The organism is Collimonas sp. (assembly GCF_035566555.1).
Taxonomy (GTDB): domain Bacteria; phylum Pseudomonadota; class Gammaproteobacteria; order Burkholderiales; family Burkholderiaceae_D; genus Collimonas.
The window spans coordinates 1-17,566 of sequence record NZ_DATMRB010000111.1; the positions used below are offsets into that span (position 1 = coordinate 1).

The following is a 17,566-nucleotide window of genomic DNA, read 5'->3' on the forward strand; positions in this document are numbered from 1 at the left end:
GAAGTAAGCGACGTCGAGCTGCTGCCACAGCGCTTCATGGGCGTCCGGCGGCAAGCCGTACAGGCGCAGGGTTTTCAGTGCTTCTTCCTGGCGGTTCTTCAGCTCGCGGTCGGCCGACGGCGTTTCGCCGCCCAGCACGCGCAAGGTCATGCGGTACAGGTCTTCCAGCAGCTTGCCTTTCCAGGCGTTCCATACTTTCGGGCTGGTGCCGCGGATGTCGGCCACGGTCAGCAGATAGAGAGCGGTCAGATGGCGCTCGTCCTTGACCGTGCCGGCGAAGTGCAGGATGACATCCGGATCGGATAAATCCTGTTTTTGCGCCACTTGCGACATGGTCAGGTGATGCTCCACCAGGAACACCACCAGCGCGGTGTCCTGCGGGGCCAGGCCATGGTGTTGGCAGAAATGCAGGGCGTCGGTCATGCCCAGCTTGGAATGATCGCCGCCGCGGCCTTTGGCGATGTCGTGGAACAGGGCTGCCACATACAGCAGCCACGGCCGTGGAAAATTGGCGATCAGCTGGCTGCAGAACGGATATTCGTGGGCGTGTTCGCTCATGGTGAAACGGCGCACATTGCGCACCACCATCAGGATGTGCTGGTCTACCGTGTAGACGTGAAACAGGTCGTGCTGCATCTGGCCGACGATGCGGCGGAAGTTCGGCAGGTAGCGGCCCAGGATGCTGGTCTGGTTCATGCCGCGCAGCGCATGGGTGATCCCTTGCGGGGCCTGGATGATCTGGATGAACAGCGAGCGGTTGACCGGATCGCGGCGAAAGGCGTTGTCGATCTTCACGCGCGCATGCCACAAGGCGCGCCGGGTGCGCGCGGTCATGTCGCGCAGTTCGCTGTGCTGGGCCAGCAGCAGGAACAGCTCCAGCATGGCCGACGGCGTGGTCTTGAACAGGTCGTCGTGGGCGATGTCGATCAGGCGGTTCAGGTGGTTGAAGCGCTCGTTGATACGCTGCGGCACCATCGGCTGCGGGAACAGCTGCACTTCGATGTTTTGCAGCAGAATGGTGTTGAGCTGGGTCACCGCCTTCGCGGCCCAGTAGTAGCGCTGCATCAGGTATTCGCTGGCGCGCCGCGTTTCGGTGGTCTGGAAGCCGAGCGCTTCGGCGATCGGCGTCTGCACGTCGAACACCAGGCGGTCTTCGCGCCGGTTGGTGTAAATGTGCAGACGGATGCGGATGTCCTTGAAGGCGCGCTCCTGGCGCGACAGCTGGCGCGCTTCCGCGGCCGTGATCAGGCCGTGCTTGGCCAGCTTGGGCCAGGACTCGCCCAGCCCGGCGGCCTTGGCCACCCACAGGATCACCTGCAAGTCGCGCAGGCCGCCCGGACTTTCCTTGCAATTCGGTTCCAGGCTGTAGGGCGTGTCTTCATACTTGACGTGGCGCTGACGCATTTCCAGGATTTTTTCCTGGAAAAAGGCGCAAGGGTCCATCGCCGCGTTGCAGCGTTCCTGCAACTGGTGGAACAAAGCGTGATTGCCCGTCACCAGACGGGCTTCCAGCAAGCTGGTCTGCACCGTGATGTCGGCGGCCGATTCGCTCAGGCATTCGTCGACGGTGCGGATGCTGTGGCCGATCTCCAGGCCGATGTCCCAGAACAGCTGGACCAGCTGCTCCAGGCGCGGTTTCAGTTCGGCGTCGGGCGCGGCACCGAGCAGTATCAGCACATCGACGTCGGAGTGGGGGAACAGTTCGCCGCGGCCGTAGCCGCCGACCGCCACCAGCGCTGCCGAGGCCGGCAGGCCGAGCATTTTCCAGGCCTGGGTGAGGGCGAGGTCGACGCTGCGCCGCAGCGCTGTCAGCAGTTCGCCGGGTTTGCCCTCCGCCAGGAAGGCAGAGATGATGACTTGCCGCTCGGTTCTCAGCTGTTGTTTCAGGGTCGCGGCAAGTGTCGTCATGTACGGCGTTCGGTGCTTAAGATAGGCGTGATCAGGCGGCAGCTGCTTGCTGGACGAATGCCGGCGGCGGCGGCGTACCGGCCGAGACAGTCAGCACTTCGTAGCCGGTTTCGGTCACCAGCACGGTATGTTCCCATTGCGCGGAGAGGCTGCGATCCTTGGTCTTGATGGTCCAGCCGTCGCCCATTTCGCGGATGTCGCGGCGGCCGGCGTTGATCATCGGCTCGACCGTGAAGATCATGCCGGCTTCCAGCCGCTCCAGCGTGCCGGGACGGCCGTAGTGCAAGACTTGCGGCTCTTCGTGGAATACCTTGCCGATGCCGTGGCCGCAGAATTCGCGCACCACGCTGTAGCCGGCTTTTTCGGCGTGCTGCTGGATGACATGGCCGATATCGCCCAGGTGCGCGCCGGGCTTGATCTTGGCGATCCCCAGCCACATGCATTCATAGGTGATGTCCCCCAGGCGCTTGGCCATGATCGACGGCTCGCCGACATAGAACATGCGGCTGGTGTCGCCGTGGTAGCCATGCTTGATGATGGTGATGTCGAGATTCACCACGTCGCCGTTCTTCAGTACCTTGTCGCCCGGGATGCCGTGGCAGATGACATCGTTGACCGAGGTGCAGATGGCTTTCGGATACGGGGTATAGCCTGGCGGGCAGTAGTTGAGCGGGGCCGGGATGGAATCTTGTACGTTTGTCATGAACTCATGGCACAAACGGTCCAGCTCGCCGGTGGTCACGCCGGCTTTGACAAAGGGCGTGATGTAGTCGAGCACCTCGGAGGCCAGCTTGCCGGCGATGCGCATGCCGGCGATGTCCTCGGCGGTTTTGATGGAAATAGTGGTCATAGGTAAGGAATAATTCTGAGAAATAAGGGCAAATCCGTGTTCAAGTGCGCAATAAGCGCACAAAACAGCCGTAAAAACAGGCGAAAACGGCCGGGATTCATTCAGGTAACGATTATAGACGAGCATCACAAGATGCGCTGAAAGATATGCCTGCCGGGACTTGAAGAAGTCCTGGGTTTTGGGTTACAATCTTGGGTTAGCTCGAATTGCTATCGGGCTATACCGTAGTTTCTAGTCTTAATTGTAAGTTTTAAAAACGCGAATCCGCTCGAAAAGGGTGCTGTTTCCGCCATCGGCAAAACAGTGACTGAGCAGATTCCAGACCCAACCCTGGAGAAAATTATGTCCGTAACAATGCGTGAAATGCTGGAAGCCGGTGTCCACTTCGGTCACCAAACCCGTTTCTGGAACCCAAAGATGGCGCCGTTCATCTTCGGTCACCGCAACAAAATTCATATCGTCAACCTGGAAAAAACCCTGGGTATGTACCAAGAGGCGATGAAGTACATTCGCCAATTGTCGTCCAACCGCGGCAACATCCTGTTTGTCGGCACCAAGCGCCAAGCGCGCGAAATCGTTGCTGCTGAAGCAGCACGTTCGGGTTCGCCTTTCGTCGACCAACGCTGGTTGGGCGGCATGCTGACCAACTTCAAGACCATCAAGACATCGATCAAGCGCCTGAAAGAAATGGAAGCTTCGATTGAAGACGGTTCGGTTGAGAAGCTGAGCAAAAAAGAAGGCCTGATGTTCCAACGCGAGCTGATCAAGCTGCAAAAAGCTATCGGCGGCATCAAGGACATGGGCGGCATTCCTGACGCAATTTTCGTGATCGACGTCGGCTACCACAAGGGCGCCATCACTGAAGCCGCCAAGCTGGGCATCCCGGTGATCGGCGTGGTTGACACCAACCACTCGCCAGACGGCGTGACTTATGTCATTCCTGGCAACGACGACTCGTCCAAGGCAATCGCTTTGTACGCTCGCGGTGTTGCCGATGCGATCCTGGAAGGCCGCGCCAATGCAGTCAACGACGTAGTTGAAGCCATCAAGGGCGCAGCTGGCGACGAATTCGTTGAAGTCAACGACCAGGCTTAAGCCCTGCATCTGAGGTTTCATACTCAGAAGAAAAAAAGGGGGCGTGGTTGCCCCTTTTTTTGTATCACTTGCACGTGTTTTACCCGAATTTATACTTGAATATATTTTGAATGATGGCGCTGGAAGGCCGGTTGCAGAATACTGTGGCGGATAGCTGTAAATAATCGCCAGTACTGCGCACCAGTACTGCGGCCGGCACGGCGCCACTTGTTAGGAGAATAGTATGGCAGCAATTACAGCAGCACTGGTAGGCGAACTGCGCGCAAAGACTGATGCGCCAATGATGGAATGCAAGAAGGCGCTGACCGAAGCCGGCGGCGACATGGACAAGGCAGAAGAAATCCTGCGCGTCAAACTGGGCGGCAAGGCTTCCAAGGCTGCTTCCCGCGTGACGGCTGAAGGCGTTGTGGCTGCCTACATCGCCGGCGGCGTCGGCGCCCTGGTGGAAGTCAACTGCGAAACCGACTTCGTCACCAAGAACGACGACTTCCTGGCCCTGGCGAATGCCTGCGCCAAGCTGGTTGCAGAAAAGAATCCTGCTGACGTGGCGGCCCTGTCGGCTCTGCCTCTCGACGGCAGCACCGTTGAAGAGACCCGTGCTGCCCTGATCGGCCGTATCGGCGAAAACATGTCGATCCGTCGTTTCACCCGTTTCGACACTGCCGCCAAGCTGGTTTCCTACCTGCATGGCACACGCATCGGCGTGATGGTCGAATTCGACGGCGCTGACGAGCAAGTCGGTAAAGACGTGGCCATGCACATCGCTGCGATGAAGCCTGTTTCGCTGTCGTCCGAGCAAGTGCCGGCCGATCTGATCGAAAAAGAGCGTTCGGTGGCAACCCTGAAGGCCGCCGAATCCGGCAAGCCTGCAGATATCGCTGCCAAGATGATCGAAGGTTCGGTGCAGAAATTCCTGAAGGAAGTTTCCCTGCTGAACCAGACTTTCGTCAAGAACGACAAGCAGACTGTTGAGCAGATGCTGAAGGCGACCAACACCAGCGTCAAAGCGTTCACCATGTTTGTGGTCGGTGAAGGCATCGAGAAGAAACAAGATGACTTCGCTGCAGAAGTTGCAGCGACAGTTGCTGCGGCCAAGCAGGCGTAAGCAAGAATACGGGCCGAAAGGCCCGTTTTTTTGGCTCTGCGGAATTTTCTTCCCAAGCCACGGACTAAGGAATGCCTTGCCGGATCGTTGCAGCCAAAAGGGTGTAACGAAAACGCAGGAGCCGGCTCCGATTATCCAAAAAAGAGCCTGATAGTAGATTTTGCTGCAGTTTGGCCTGACAATGGCGCTGCAGTGCTTCAGCTAGGCGTGAACAACACACATATCAATCGGAAGCCACAAGGGGCCCAGACCATGACAAAACCAGCTTACAAGCGTGTTCTCCTGAAACTCTCCGGTGAAGCCCTGATGGGCGATGACGCCTACGGCATCAACCGTGCGACGATTGAGCGCATGGTGGCCGATGTCGCCGAAGTCGCCAAACTGGGCGTCGAACTGGCGATCGTGATCGGCGGCGGCAATATTTTCCGCGGCGTCGCGCCAGGCGCCCAGGGCATGGACCGCGCTACCGCAGATTACATGGGGATGCTGGCGACGGTGATGAATTCGCTGGCGCTGGCCGATGCCATGCGCCAGATCGGCCTGACGGCACGCGTCATGTCGGCCATCAGCATTGAGCAGGTGGTGGAGCCATACGTGCGGCCCAAGGCGTTGCAATACCTGGAAGAAGACAAGGTTGTCATTTTTGCAGCAGGCACCGGCAATCCTTTCTTCACCACCGACACTGCAGCGGCCTTGCGCGGTTCGGAAATCGGCGCCGAGATCGTCCTCAAGGCGACCAAGGTCGACGGCGTCTACAGCGCGGATCCAAACAAGGATCCGACCGCGACCCGCTATTCGCACATCACTTTCGACGAAGCGATCACCAAGCACCTGCAGGTCATGGACGCTACCGCCTTTGCGCTGTGCCGTGACCAGAAGCTGCCGATCAAGGTGTTTTCGATCATCAAGCCGGGCGCGCTGAAGCGCGTCATCCTGGGCGAAGATGAAGGCACGCTGGTACACGTATAAAATATTTAGCCGATTTGTAAAAATTGTGCACATCTGTTGCGCAATTCCCTTACGTAGATAAGATTTAGTCAACTTAATACAATTTGTTTTAGTAGAGGAGAGCAGCATGAGCATTGCTGACGTGAAAAAGAATACCGATCAAAGAATGCAAAAGTCGCGGGAAACCTTGCGGGCCGACCTGGCCAAGGTACGTACCGGGCGCGCTCACACCGGCATCCTTGACCACATCACTGTCGACTATTACGGCAGCCCGGCCAATCTGAGCCAGGTCGCCAACGTCACCCTGATCGATGCGCGCACCATCGGCGTGCAGCCGTTTGAAAAGAAGATGCTCGCAGTGGTCGAAAAAGCCATCCGCGAATCCGATCTCGGCCTGAACCCGTCGACCCAGGGTGAACTGGTGCGCGTGCCGACGCCGGCGCTGACGGAAGAACGCCGCAAGGAAATGGTCAAGCTGGTCAAGGGCGAAGCAGAAGATGCTAAGATTGCAATCCGCAATATCCGCCGCGACGCCAACGAAGGCTTGAAGAAGCTGGTCAAGGACAAGGAATGTTCGGAAGACGACGAGCGTCGTGCACAAGACGAAATCCAGAAGCTGACTGACAAGTTCGTTGCCGAAATTGACAAGCAAGTGGTCGATAAAGAAAAAGAGATCCTGACGGTTTAAGCCATTCCCTGTGTAGGGTGGGCACAACGTGCCCACGCTGTCTGTACTCCGCTTATCGCGGTAACGCGTGGGCACGCTGTGCCCACCCTACGCATTCTTTCTTACTCATTATTTATGGCCCATTCAAGTTCCACGCAAACGCTGCCTGCCAGCCCGACAGTGCCGCGGCACGTCGCCATCATCATGGACGGCAACGGCCGCTGGGCGACCAGCCGCTTTCTGCCGCGCGTCGCCGGCCACGGCAAGGGCGTCGAAGCAGTGCGTGCAGCGGTGGAAGCCTGCGCCGCGCGTGGCGTTGAATACCTGACCCTGTTTGCCTTCAGTTCCGAGAACTGGCGCCGCCCGGCCGATGAAGTGTCGCTGCTGATGCGCTTGTTCATGGTGGCGCTGGAGCGCGAAGTAGGCAAGATGCACGCCAACGGCATCCGCCTGAAAGTGGTGGGCGACCTCAGCCGTTTCGACGACAAGCTGCAGCAGATGATCGACAACGCCGAGCGCAAGACCGCCGGCAATACCGCCATGACGGTCACCGTCTGCGCCAACTACGGCGGCCGCTGGGATGTCATGCAGGCGGTGCAGAAGATGCTGGCTGCGCGTGCCGCCAGCGGCGCTCCGGCGCTTGCCGGGGCAGACATGTTTTCCGAGGATGAGCTGGCGCAGTACCTGGCGATGGCCTACGCGCCCGAGCCGGATCTGTTCATCCGCACCGGCGGCGAGCAGCGCATTTCCAACTTCCTGCTGTGGCAACTGGCCTACAGCGAGCTTTACTTTACCGATACCTACTGGCCGGATTTCGGCGCCGACGAGCTGGACAAGGCAATTGCCTCTTATCAGCAGCGCGAACGGCGTTTCGGGCGCACCAGCGCGCAACTGGTTGAACAGGCTACCTGATGCTAAGAACACGTGTCATCACGGCGTTACTGTTGTTGGCGGTGCTGCTGCCAATCTTGTATTTCAATTATTACCCTGCCTTTGCCCTGGTCTCGACGCTGTTTTTCGGCGCGGCGATCTGGGAAAGCGCCCGCATATTCGGCGCCTCGGCCAAGGCCGCGCTGGTCTGGGGGCTGGCGGCGCTGATCCTGTTCGGCGCGGTGCTGTACGCCGGCAGCGGTCCCAATATCCGTTTGCTGTTTACGCTGTGCGTGGCAATCTGGTGCTTCCGTTTCGTGCCGGCCCTGGGATTCGGATTGCCGCCCCTGGCCAGCCTGGCTAACCGGCTGATTGCGGCGACTTACGCCATCGCCATATTTGGCTGTTTCCTCGCAATTGTCGTATTGTTCCATCATTCGCCTCTGTATCTGCTGTCGGTGCTGGTGATTGTCTGGGCGGCGGATATCGGCGCTTATTTTTCCGGCAAGGCTTTCGGCAAGCATAAACTGGCGCCGTCCATCTCCCCAGGCAAGTCCTGGGAGGGCGCCGTCGGCGGCTGGATCCTGGTGCTGCTCATGGCGCTCGGCTTCAGCTTCACACCGGCGCTGGCGGACACCTTCCCGATGCGCCTGCTGGCGACCTGGGGCTGGGCCGGGCTGTTGGCAGCCATGAGCGTACTGGTGGCGGCCAGCGTCGCCGGCGACTTGTTCGAATCCATGCTCAAGCGCCGCGCCGGCATCAAGGACAGCAGCAATCTGCTGCCCGGCCATGGCGGCGTGCTCGATCGCGTCGATGCGCTGATCCCGGTGCTGCCGCTGGCAGCCTTGTTGAGTTTCTGGTTCTAGGCTTTATGCAAAATATTACTATCCTCGGCTCCACTGGTTCGATCGGCATGTCCACCCTGGATGTGCTGGCGCGCCATCCCGAGCGTTATTCGGTGTATGCCCTGACCGCTCATAGCAGGGTCGAGCAGCTTGCGGAACAATGTCTGAAGTTCAAGCCGCAGGTAGCAGTGGTCGGCAGCGCCGACGCCGCCCTGCGCTTAAGCCGCCTGCTGCAGGAGGCGCCGCAGATCGAAGTGCTGCACGGCGCCGAGGCCCTATGCCAGGTTGCCAGTGCGCCGGCATGCGATGCGGTGATGGCGGCGATTGTCGGCGCTGCCGGGCTGGCATCGACCCTGGCAGCGGCCAAGGCCGGCAAGAAGGTGCTGCTGGCGAACAAGGAAGCGCTGGTGATGTCGGGCCAGCTGTTCATCGACGCCGTCAAGCAGAGCGGCGCGGTGCTGCTGCCGATCGACAGCGAACACAACGCGATTTTCCAGTGCCTGCCGCATAACTACGACCGTTCGCCGGCCGCGCTCGGGGTCGAAAAGATCCTGTTGACGGCATCCGGCGGTCCGTTCCTGACGCGGCCGCTGGACACCATGGATGCGGTGACGCCGGCGCAAGCCATCGCTCATCCGAAGTGGGTCATGGGACGCAAGATTTCGGTCGATTCCGCCACCATGATGAACAAGGGGCTGGAAGTGATCGAGGCCCACTGGCTGTTCGGCGCCGCCGCCAGCCAGATCGAAGTCGTGATCCATCCGCAAAGCGTGATCCATTCGATGGTGTCGTATATCGACGGTTCGGTGCTGGCGCAGCTCGGCAATCCCGACATGCGCACGCCCATCGCCCATGCGCTGGCCTATCCGGAGCGGATTGCCTCCGGCGTCGGCGCGCTCGACCTGACCGTGATCGGGCAGCTGCAGTTCAGCCGGCCCGACCTGCAACGTTTTCCCTGCCTGAAACTCGCGTATGATGCATTGTTGGCCGGCGGTTCGGCTGCAACCATATTGAACGCCGCGAATGAAGTCGCGGTCCAAGCTTTCCTGGATGAAAAAATCGGATTCGGCATGATTGCTCAATTAATCGCTCGCACTATGGACAGCCTGCCGCTGTGCGCGGTGACCGATATCGAGATGCTGCTTGAGCAAGACCGGCTGGCGCGCCAGACGGTCAATGCCCTGATATCCTGACCGAATTTACCGCACACACATATACGGCAATGGCCTTTCTGCAAACAATCCTCGCATTTGTCGTCGCCCTTGGCTCGCTGGTCATCATCCACGAGCTTGGCCACTATTGGGTCGCGCGCTTGTGCGGCGTCAAGGTGCTGCGCTTTTCGGTAGGCATGGGCAAGATTGTCTGGTCGCGCCGCTTCGGCCCCGACCAGACGGAGTGGGCGATTTCGATCTTGCCGTTAGGCGGCTACGTCAAAATGCTGGATGCCCGCGAGCAAGATATCTCCGGCATTTCCGCGCAAGACATGAAACGGGAATTCACCAGCCAGTCGGTATGGCGGCGCATCGCGATTGTCGCCGCCGGTCCGCTGGCGAATTTCATTCTTGCCATTTTGCTATTCGCAGGCTTGTACAGCTATGGCGAAATGGAGCCGACCCCGAGGGTGCGGGCCGTGCCGGAGAATAGTGCTGCCTACCAGGCCGGCTTGCGTGCCGATGACCTGATTACCGGCGTCAACGGCGAAGCGGTCCAGACCTGGAATGAATTGCGCTGGAAAGTGATGCAGGCGGTAGTCGACAAGGCGCCGGTGAGGCTTGACGTGCGCCATGCCAATCCAGCTGCCGCGGGCGGCGCACTGCTGGCTACGGTCAATTTGTCGACCGGCGGCGTGTCTACCAAGGATCTGGAGGGCGATTATCTCGGCAAGCTGGGCATCAAGCTGGCGCTGGGCAAGGCGATCCTCGGCAAGGTTCAGCCTGACGGACCCGCCATGAAAGCGGGTTTGCAGGATGGCGACCTGATCACTGCAATCAATGGCGAGACCATTGCCGATAGCGCGGCGTTCATCGCTAAGGTAAGCGCCTCGCCGGGCAAGCCTTTGACGCTGACAGGATTGCGGAGTGGCAATTCCTTTACCCTGAATGTCACGCCGGAGGCGCAGCAGTCCAAAGACGGGACGATCGGCCGCATCAAGGTTGAATTATTGTCTACGATGCCGGAAATGGTGCTGTCCAGCAGCCCGCCGCTGCAAGCGCTTGCCAAAGGGGCAAAACGGACCTGGGACAGCAGTGTCCTGACCCTGAAAATGCTGGGTAAAATGATTGTCGGCGAGGTTTCCTGGAAGAATATCACCGGTCCGATCACGATTGCCGACTATGCCGGCCAGACCGCGCGCATCGGTGCATTCAGCTATTTGAGCTTTATTGCCTTTATCAGCATCAGCCTGGGCGTCATGAATTTGCTCCCCATTCCGGTTCTAGATGGTGGTCTTTTGCTGTATTATTCGCTGGAAGTTTTGACCGGACGCCCCATTCCTGAACGGGTTGGTGCAATTGCACAGCGCGCAGGCATCGGCATTTTGATGACGTTGATGATGGTCGCCATGTTTAACGACATCGTTCGGCTCCTATTTTAAACTCCTTTAAGTTCGGCTCTCTTGTCTGACAATCGTGGCGGACAAGGACATTGATAAAAAACGATCGCTAATGAAATTACATTCCGAGCACTTCCCTTTGTCGATTCTTCCCCGTCGTTTGATTGCTGCCGCTGCCTTCGCCCTGTGTTCGGGCCAGGTCATGGCGGTGCAGCCGTTTGTGGTCAAGGATATCCGCATCGAAGGTATCCAGCGCACGGAGGCCGGTACTGTATTCAGCTACCTGCCAGTGCGCGTTGGCGAGCAGTTCACCGACGAAAAAGGGACCGCGGCGATCAAGGCCCTGTATGCGACCGGCTTCTTCAAGGATGTGCGGATCGAGTCTGAAGGCGACGTGCTGGTGGTGATGGTGGAAGAGCGGCCATCGATCGCCGCTGTCGACTTCTCCGGCATCAAGGAATTCGACAAGGATCAGCTGACCAAGGCGCTGAAGGAAATCGGCGTCGGCGAATCGCGCATTTTCGACAAGGCCCAGGTCGACCGTGCTGAACAGGAACTGAAGAAACAGTACCTGTCGCGCGGCCTGTACGGCATGAAAGTGACGACCACCGTCACGCCTATCGAACGCAATCGCGTCAACGTCACGTTTGCCGTGGACGAAGGCGAAGTCTCGCGCATCAAGGAAATCCGCTTCGTCGGCAACAAGGCGTTCTCCGACGGCGACCTGCGCGACCAGATCAAGCTGCGCTCGCCGGGCTGGTTCACCTGGTACACCAAGGCCGACCAGTACGCCAAGGAAAAACTGTCGGGCGACATCGAAACCCTGCGTTCCTACTACCTGAACCGCGGCTATATCGAGATGCAGGTCGAATCGACCCAGGTGTCGATCACGCCGGACAAGAAAGATATCTACATCACCATCAACATCAACGAAGGTGACAAGTACAAGGTTTCCGACATCAAGATGGAAGGCGAGATGTTCGGCCGTGAAGACGAACTCAAGTCATTGCTGGAATTGAAAAAGGGCGATGTCTTCAACGGCGAAAAGCTCAACAACAGCACCAAGAAGATGTCCGAGCGCCTGGGTAACTTCGGTTACGCCTTCGCTAACGTCAACGCCAATCCGGACCTGAACCGCGAAACCAAGGAAGTGGCCTTTACCATCCTGGTCGATCCGGGCAAGCGCGTGTATGTGCGCCATATCAACGTCGCCGGCAACACCAAGACGCGCGATGAAGTGGTGCGCCGCGAATTCCGCCAGTTCGAAGACTCCTGGTACGACGGTTCCAAGATCAAGCTGTCGCGCGACCGCGTCGACCGTCTGGGTTACTTCAAGGACGTCGGCATCGAAACGCCGGAAGTGCCGAACACTTCCGACCAGGTCGATATCAACATGGCGGTCACCGAGAAGCCTACCGGTAACATCCAGGTCGGCGCCGGTTTCTCGCAGACCGACAAGCTGAGCCTGTCCGGTTCGATCCAGCAGCAGAATGCTTTCGGCAGCGGCAACACCATCGGCCTCGATGTCAACACCAGCAGCTATTCGCGGGTGATTGCGCTGTCCCAGACCAATCCTTACTTTACCGATGACGGCATCAGCCGTACCTACAACGTCTATCTGCGTACCGTGCGGCCATCGCCATACACCACGGGTGACTATCGCGTCCGCACCATCGGCAGCGATATCAAGTTCGGCGTGCCGTTCTCGGAACTGGATACGGTGTTCTTCGGCGTCGGTATTGAAAATACCAATGTCCAGGCCGATAACTCCAGTCCGTTGCTGTACCAGCAGTATGTCAGCGATTTCGGCAATGGCCACCTGATCGACAGCGGTTTGACGCTGCCTAACGGTCAGCCCTATAACGTATTGGAAAATCCAGCCGCCGCCACCACCAACAGCTTCCCGCTGACCGCAGCCTGGCAGCGCGACAGCCGCGACAGCGCACTGGTGCCGACCAAGGGACGCTACCAGCGCGCCACGGTTGAAGTGTCGGCAGTCGGTACCCTGCGCTACTATCGCGCAAGCTACCAGCATCAGTACTTCCAGCCATTCTGGGGCAATGCGGCAACGCTGGCCTTGAACGGCGAGATCGACTACGGCCGCGGCATCGGCGGCAAGCCGTATCCGGTGTTCAAGAACTACTATGCCGGCGGTATCGGCACCGTGCGCGGTTATGAAGGTTCGACCCTGGGCGTCGGCACCAACGTCGACCAGTACGGCGATTCGATGGGCGGCGCGTCGCGCGTGTTCGGCAACATGGAATTGCAATTCCCGTTCCCTGGTTCCGGCAGCGACCGTACCCTGCGCTGGTTCACCTTCCTCGACGGCGGCCAGGTCTACGCCGACAAGGCGCCGATGCAGTTGAGCGAGTTGCGGTATTCTACCGGTCTCGGTTTGAGCTGGGTTTCGCCTATCGGTCCGTTGAAGATCAGCTACGGCAAGCCTTTGAACGCCAAGCCGACCGACAAGACGCAGTCCTTCCAGTTCCAGTTGGGTACGGGCTTCTAAACCCGCCGGGGTCTGCGCCGTGCAGATTCTGGCAAGAGTGGCATAATGCACAAGTTGCATCATTTGAATTGCGGAGAATAGTGTTGAAATCTCTAATTAAATCATTTACATCATTACCATCGGCTGCAGTGCTGGCTATGTGTGCGTTGTCGGCGGCAGCGCCGGCGCATGCGGATGACGGCTCGAAAATTGCCTTCGTCAGCAGCGAACGCATTTTGCGCGAGGCCAATCCAGCCAAAGCAGCGCAAAGCAAGATCGAAGCCGAGTTTTCCAAGCGCGACAAGGATCTGCAGGACCAGGCAGCCGCCTTGAAAGTCAAGGCGGACAAGCTGGACAAGGATTCAGCCGTGATTTCGGATTCCGAGCGCACCAAGCGCCAGCGCGAGCTGAGCGACCTGGACAAGGATTTCCAGCGCAAGCAGCGTGAATTCCGCGAAGACTTGAACCAGCGCCGCAACGAAGAGCTGGCTATTGTGCTGGAGCGTTCGACCAAGGCGATCAAGCAGATCGCCGAAGCGGAAAAGTACGATATGGTGTTTCAGGAAGGCGGCGTCTACGTGAGCCCGCGCATTGATATCACCGATAAAGTGCTGAAGATCCTCAATAAATAAAACTATTCTGTCAAGGCCAATCAGTATGAGCATTCGGCTAAAAGAATTGGTCGAAAGCTTAGGTGGCCAATTGATCGGTGATGCCGATACCCAGGTATCCGGCATCGCTCCCTTGAGCGATGCCACCGCATCACAGATCACCTTCCTCTCGAATCCAAAATTTCGGTCCCTGGTGCCGCAAACGCAGGCAGCTGCGGTCATCCTGTCTGCCGCGGATGATGCGGCGGTCGGCGCGGATTACCACGGCGCGCGCATTGTCGCCGCCAATCCCTATGCGTATTTTGCCCGGGCGGCGCAGCTGTTCGCGGCCAGGAATGCCGTTCCCGTGGTTGCCGGGATTCATCCGGCCGCCAGTGTCGATCCTGGCGCCCAGGTCGCGGCCAGCGCCTGCATCGGTCCTAATGTGGTCATCGGCAGCGGCGCGGTCATCGGCGACAACGTTCGCATCGATGCCGGTTGCGTGATCGGCGCCGGCACCCGGATTGGCGCCGGCAGTTATCTTTATGCTAATGTAACTGTCTACCACGCCTGCGAAATCGGTCAACGAGCGATCATTCATTCCGGGGTGGTGATCGGCGCCGACGGTTTCGGTTTTGCCAACGACGGCGGGACCTGGGTCAAGATCCCGCAAACCGGGCGCGTGCTGATCGGCGACGACGTCGAAATCGGCGCCAACACCACGATTGACCGCGGCGCCCTGGCCGACACTGTGATTGAAGAGGGCGTCAAGCTGGACAACCAGATCCAGATCGCTCATAACTGCCATATCGGCGCCCATACGGCGATTGCGGCGTGCGCGGGGATCGCCGGCAGCGCCCGCATCGGCAAATACTGCTCGATAGGCGGCGCCGCCATGATCCATGGCCATATCACCATTGCCGATCACGTGCATGTGTCAGCGGGAACGCTGGCCTTACGCTCAATTTCCGAACCGGGGCAATATACCGGGTTTTATCCGATCGCCAAGCATGGCGACTGGGAAAAATCTGCCGCCCTGGTACGCAATCTGAATACAATGCGTGAGAAAATCCGCTCTCTGGAAAAATCCGTTAAACAGTTAATGCCTCAGCTTACCCAAAAAGATAATGAATAGTCCAAACCAAACGCTAGATATCAATCAGATCAAAACCTACCTGCCGCACCGTTATCCGCTGCTGCTGGTTGATCGCGTATTGAATTGGGAAAGCGGCAAGTCGATCACTGCGATCAAGAATGTCACCATTAACGAAGAATTCTTCAACGGCCATTTCCCGAACAAGCCGGTGATGCCAGGCGTGCTGACGATTGAGGCGCTGGCGCAAACCGCCGCACTGTTGTCATTTTTGACAGAAGGCCGCAAGCCGGATGAAAATACCGTGGTCTATTTCCTCGGCATTGACAAGGCGCGTTTCCGCCGTCCGGTGGAGCCGGGCGACCAGATCAAGCTGCAGGTCGAAATCGTACGCGTGGTGCGCGGCATCTGGAAATACAAGGCGGTCGCCAGCGTCGACGGCGAACTGGCGGTAGAAGCTGAATTCATGTGCACCATGCGCGACGCAGTCAGCCCCGGCGCAGCGTCCACTCCTGCGGTGAACAGCGCCGACGTCACTCCATCAGCGTGATCCGATGACGCGCATTCACCCTACCGCCGTCATCGATCCCAAGGCGAGTATCGACAGTTCGGTCGAAGTCGGCGCTTACACAGTCATCGGGCCGGACGTCGTCATCGGCGCCGGCAGCAAGATCGGGCCGCATGCGGTCATCGAAGGCCATACCACCATTGGCTGCGACAATACGATTTTCCAGTTCGGCTCGATCGGCGCCGTACCGCAAGACAAGAAATATGCCGGCGAACCGACCCGCCTGGAGATCGGCGACCGCAACACCATCCGCGAATTCGTGACGCTGAACCTGGGCACCGTGCAGGACGGCGGCGTGACCCGCATCGGCGACGACAATTGGGTCATGGCCTATGTGCACGTGGCGCATGATTGCCAGATCGGCAGCAACACCACGATCGCCAACAATGCCACGCTGGCCGGCCATGTGCTCATCGGCGACTGGGTCCTGCTCGGCGGTTTCACCACCGTGCATCAGTTTTGCCGTATCGGCGCCCATGCCATGACGGCATTCACTGCAGCCGTCAGCCAGGACGTCCCGCCTTTCGTCACCGCCGCTGGCAATCGCGCCGCACCAGTCGGCATCAACAGCGAAGGCTTGCGCCGCCGCGGCTTCAGCAGCGAACAGATCATGGCTGTCAAGCGCGCCTACCGCACCATTTACCGCGCCGGCCTGCCGCTTGAAGAAGCACTGGCCGCACTGGCGCTGGAAGAAAGCAAGACGCCGGATTCCGCTGCCTACCTGAAGCTGATGCGCGAGTTCATCGCATCCTCGACGCGTGGCATCATCCGCTGACATGGCGGGCAGCAGCGCCAATGTGACCGTCGCCATGGTCGCCGGCGAAACCTCCGGCGACCTGCTGGCCGCGCGCCTGCTGTCGGGGTTGCGGCCGCATCTGCCGGATGCGCGCATGCACGGCATCGGCGGCGCCAGGATGGCCGAATACGGTTTCGTCAGCGACTGGCCGATGGAGAAGCTGTCGGTCAACGGCCTGTTCGAAGTACTTGCTCACTATCGCGAACTGAAGGGCATCCAGAACACGCTGCGCGACCGTTTGCTGGTGGAGCAGCCGAATGTCTTTATCGGCGTCGACGCGCCGGATTTCAATTTCGGCCTGGAACAGCAATTGCGCGAGGGCGGCATTCCCACCGTCCATTTCATCGGACCGTCGATCTGGGCCTGGCGCGGCGGCCGCATCAAGAAGATCGCCCGCGCGGCTTCGCACATGCTGGTGATTTTCCCGTTTGAGGCGGAGATTTATCGCAAGGCCGGCATTCCGGTGACCTATGTCGGCCATCCGCTGGCGCAGATGATTCCGATGGAACCGGATGTGGCCGCGGCGCGCATAGCGCTTGGCCTGCCGGCTGCGGGCCGGGTGGTGGCGATCATGCCCGGCAGCCGCATGGGCGAACTGAAGCATAATACGATCGCTTTTGTGCAAGCCGCCAGGATACTGGCGCAGCGCGATCCCGGCATGCGCTTCATCGCCCCCATGGCAGGTGAAAAGCAGCGCAAGTTCTTTAACGAACTGCTCATCGAGGCCGGCTTACAGGATCTGCCGCTGCAGATCGTCGATGGCCAGTCGCACACCGCAATGGCTGCCGCCGACGGCGTGCTGGTGGCCTCGGGCACGGCGTCGCTGGAAGTCGCGCTGTACAAGAAACCGATGGTGATCGCCTACAAGATGATGCGCGCCAGCTGGGAAATCATGCGTCACATGAGCTACCAGCCGTGGATCGGCTTGCCGAACATCCTGGCGCGCGAATTCCTGGTGCCGGAGCTGCTGCAGCACAATGCAACGCCACAGGCGCTGGCCGACGCACTCTGGAAGCAGCTGGAAGATCCGGCGCACCAGGCGATGCTGAGGCAGCGCTTTACCGACATGCACCATTCCTTGCTACGCGATACTGCCAGCGAGAGCGCGCAAGCGGTGCTGCAAGTCATCGAACAGCATAAGCGTTCATCTTAATTCTTGCCGGTCCGACAGACCGCTCACTTTTGTACTGAA

At 59.2% G+C, this 17,566-nt stretch carries 16 protein-coding genes; 14 read left to right on the forward strand and 2 right to left on the reverse strand.

What is annotated here, in order from left to right; all coding sequences use genetic code 11:
- Positions 1–1,908, reverse strand: a 1,908-nt coding sequence (locus VNZ65_RS14265) for a [protein-PII] uridylyltransferase (RefSeq protein WP_325670086.1), incomplete at its 3' end; no start/stop codon positions are given.
- A gap of 31 nt (positions 1,909–1,939) precedes the next feature.
- Positions 1,940–2,758 (reverse strand): type I methionyl aminopeptidase, encoded by an 819-nt coding sequence (map, locus tag VNZ65_RS14270; RefSeq protein WP_061942280.1) that lies wholly within the window; start codon positions 2,756–2,758, stop codon positions 1,940–1,942.
- A 342-nt stretch (positions 2,759–3,100) separates the two neighbouring features.
- Here map and rpsB point away from each other — a divergent pair, with 342 nt between their 5' ends.
- The 14 genes from rpsB (at position 3,101) to lpxB (ending at position 17,527) form a co-directional block, all read left to right on the forward strand.
- Positions 3,101–3,853 (forward strand): 30S ribosomal protein S2, encoded by a 753-nt coding sequence (rpsB, locus tag VNZ65_RS14275; protein ID WP_014005317.1) that lies wholly within the window; start codon positions 3,101–3,103, stop codon positions 3,851–3,853.
- A gap of 223 nt (positions 3,854–4,076) precedes the next feature.
- Positions 4,077–4,958, forward strand: coding sequence for a translation elongation factor Ts (gene tsf, locus VNZ65_RS14280; RefSeq protein ID WP_061942278.1), 882 nt, complete (start codon positions 4,077–4,079; stop codon positions 4,956–4,958).
- Positions 4,959–5,210: 252 nt separating this feature from the next.
- Positions 5,211–5,927, forward strand: coding sequence for a UMP kinase (gene pyrH, locus VNZ65_RS14285; RefSeq protein WP_038491057.1), 717 nt, complete (start codon positions 5,211–5,213; stop codon positions 5,925–5,927).
- 106 nt (positions 5,928–6,033) lie between these two features.
- Positions 6,034–6,594: a ribosome recycling factor gene (gene frr / locus VNZ65_RS14290; RefSeq protein ID WP_325670091.1), complete on the forward strand. Its 561-nt coding sequence runs from the start codon at positions 6,034–6,036 to the stop codon at positions 6,592–6,594.
- 114 nt (positions 6,595–6,708) lie between these two features.
- Positions 6,709–7,485 carry a polyprenyl diphosphate synthase gene (gene uppS / locus VNZ65_RS14295; protein WP_325670092.1) on the forward strand — a complete coding sequence of 259 codons (777 nt, stop codon included), beginning with the start codon at positions 6,709–6,711 and terminating at the stop codon, positions 7,483–7,485.
- Positions 7,485–8,309: a phosphatidate cytidylyltransferase gene (locus tag VNZ65_RS14300; RefSeq protein WP_325670094.1), complete on the forward strand. Its 825-nt coding sequence runs from the start codon at positions 7,485–7,487 to the stop codon at positions 8,307–8,309. Before uppS ends, VNZ65_RS14300 begins: the two co-directional genes overlap by 1 nt.
- A gap of 5 nt (positions 8,310–8,314) precedes the next feature.
- Positions 8,315–9,481, forward strand: coding sequence for a 1-deoxy-D-xylulose-5-phosphate reductoisomerase (gene ispC, locus VNZ65_RS14305; RefSeq protein ID WP_325670096.1), 1,167 nt, complete (start codon positions 8,315–8,317; stop codon positions 9,479–9,481).
- A 29-nt stretch (positions 9,482–9,510) separates the two neighbouring features.
- The gene (rseP, locus tag VNZ65_RS14310; protein ID WP_325670098.1) at positions 9,511–10,881 is read left to right on the forward strand and encodes an RIP metalloprotease RseP; all 1,371 of its coding nucleotides are present in this window, start codon (positions 9,511–9,513) and stop codon (positions 10,879–10,881) included.
- 70 nt (positions 10,882–10,951) lie between these two features.
- Positions 10,952–13,348, forward strand: coding sequence for an outer membrane protein assembly factor BamA (gene bamA / locus VNZ65_RS14315; protein WP_325670100.1), 2,397 nt, complete (start codon positions 10,952–10,954; stop codon positions 13,346–13,348).
- 68 nt (positions 13,349–13,416) lie between these two features.
- Entirely contained in the window at positions 13,417–13,959 is a 543-nt protein-coding gene (locus tag VNZ65_RS14320; protein ID WP_325670102.1) for an OmpH family outer membrane protein, read from the forward strand.
- A gap of 25 nt (positions 13,960–13,984) precedes the next feature.
- Complete coding sequence (lpxD, locus tag VNZ65_RS14325; RefSeq protein WP_325670104.1) at positions 13,985–15,052, forward strand: UDP-3-O-(3-hydroxymyristoyl)glucosamine N-acyltransferase; 1,068 nt, start codon at positions 13,985–13,987, stop codon at positions 15,050–15,052.
- Positions 15,045–15,560, forward strand: a complete 516-nt coding sequence (gene fabZ, locus VNZ65_RS14330) for a 3-hydroxyacyl-ACP dehydratase FabZ (RefSeq protein ID WP_325670106.1) — start codon at positions 15,045–15,047, stop codon at positions 15,558–15,560. The genes lpxD and fabZ overlap by 8 nt, the downstream gene beginning before the upstream one ends.
- Before the next feature lie 4 nt (positions 15,561–15,564).
- Complete coding sequence (lpxA, locus tag VNZ65_RS14335; protein ID WP_325670108.1) at positions 15,565–16,353, forward strand: acyl-ACP--UDP-N-acetylglucosamine O-acyltransferase; 789 nt, start codon at positions 15,565–15,567, stop codon at positions 16,351–16,353.
- Position 16,354: 1 nt separating this feature from the next.
- Positions 16,355–17,527 (forward strand): lipid-A-disaccharide synthase, encoded by a 1,173-nt coding sequence (gene lpxB, locus VNZ65_RS14340; protein ID WP_325670167.1) that lies wholly within the window; start codon positions 16,355–16,357, stop codon positions 17,525–17,527.
- Positions 17,528–17,566: the final 39 nt, after the last annotated feature.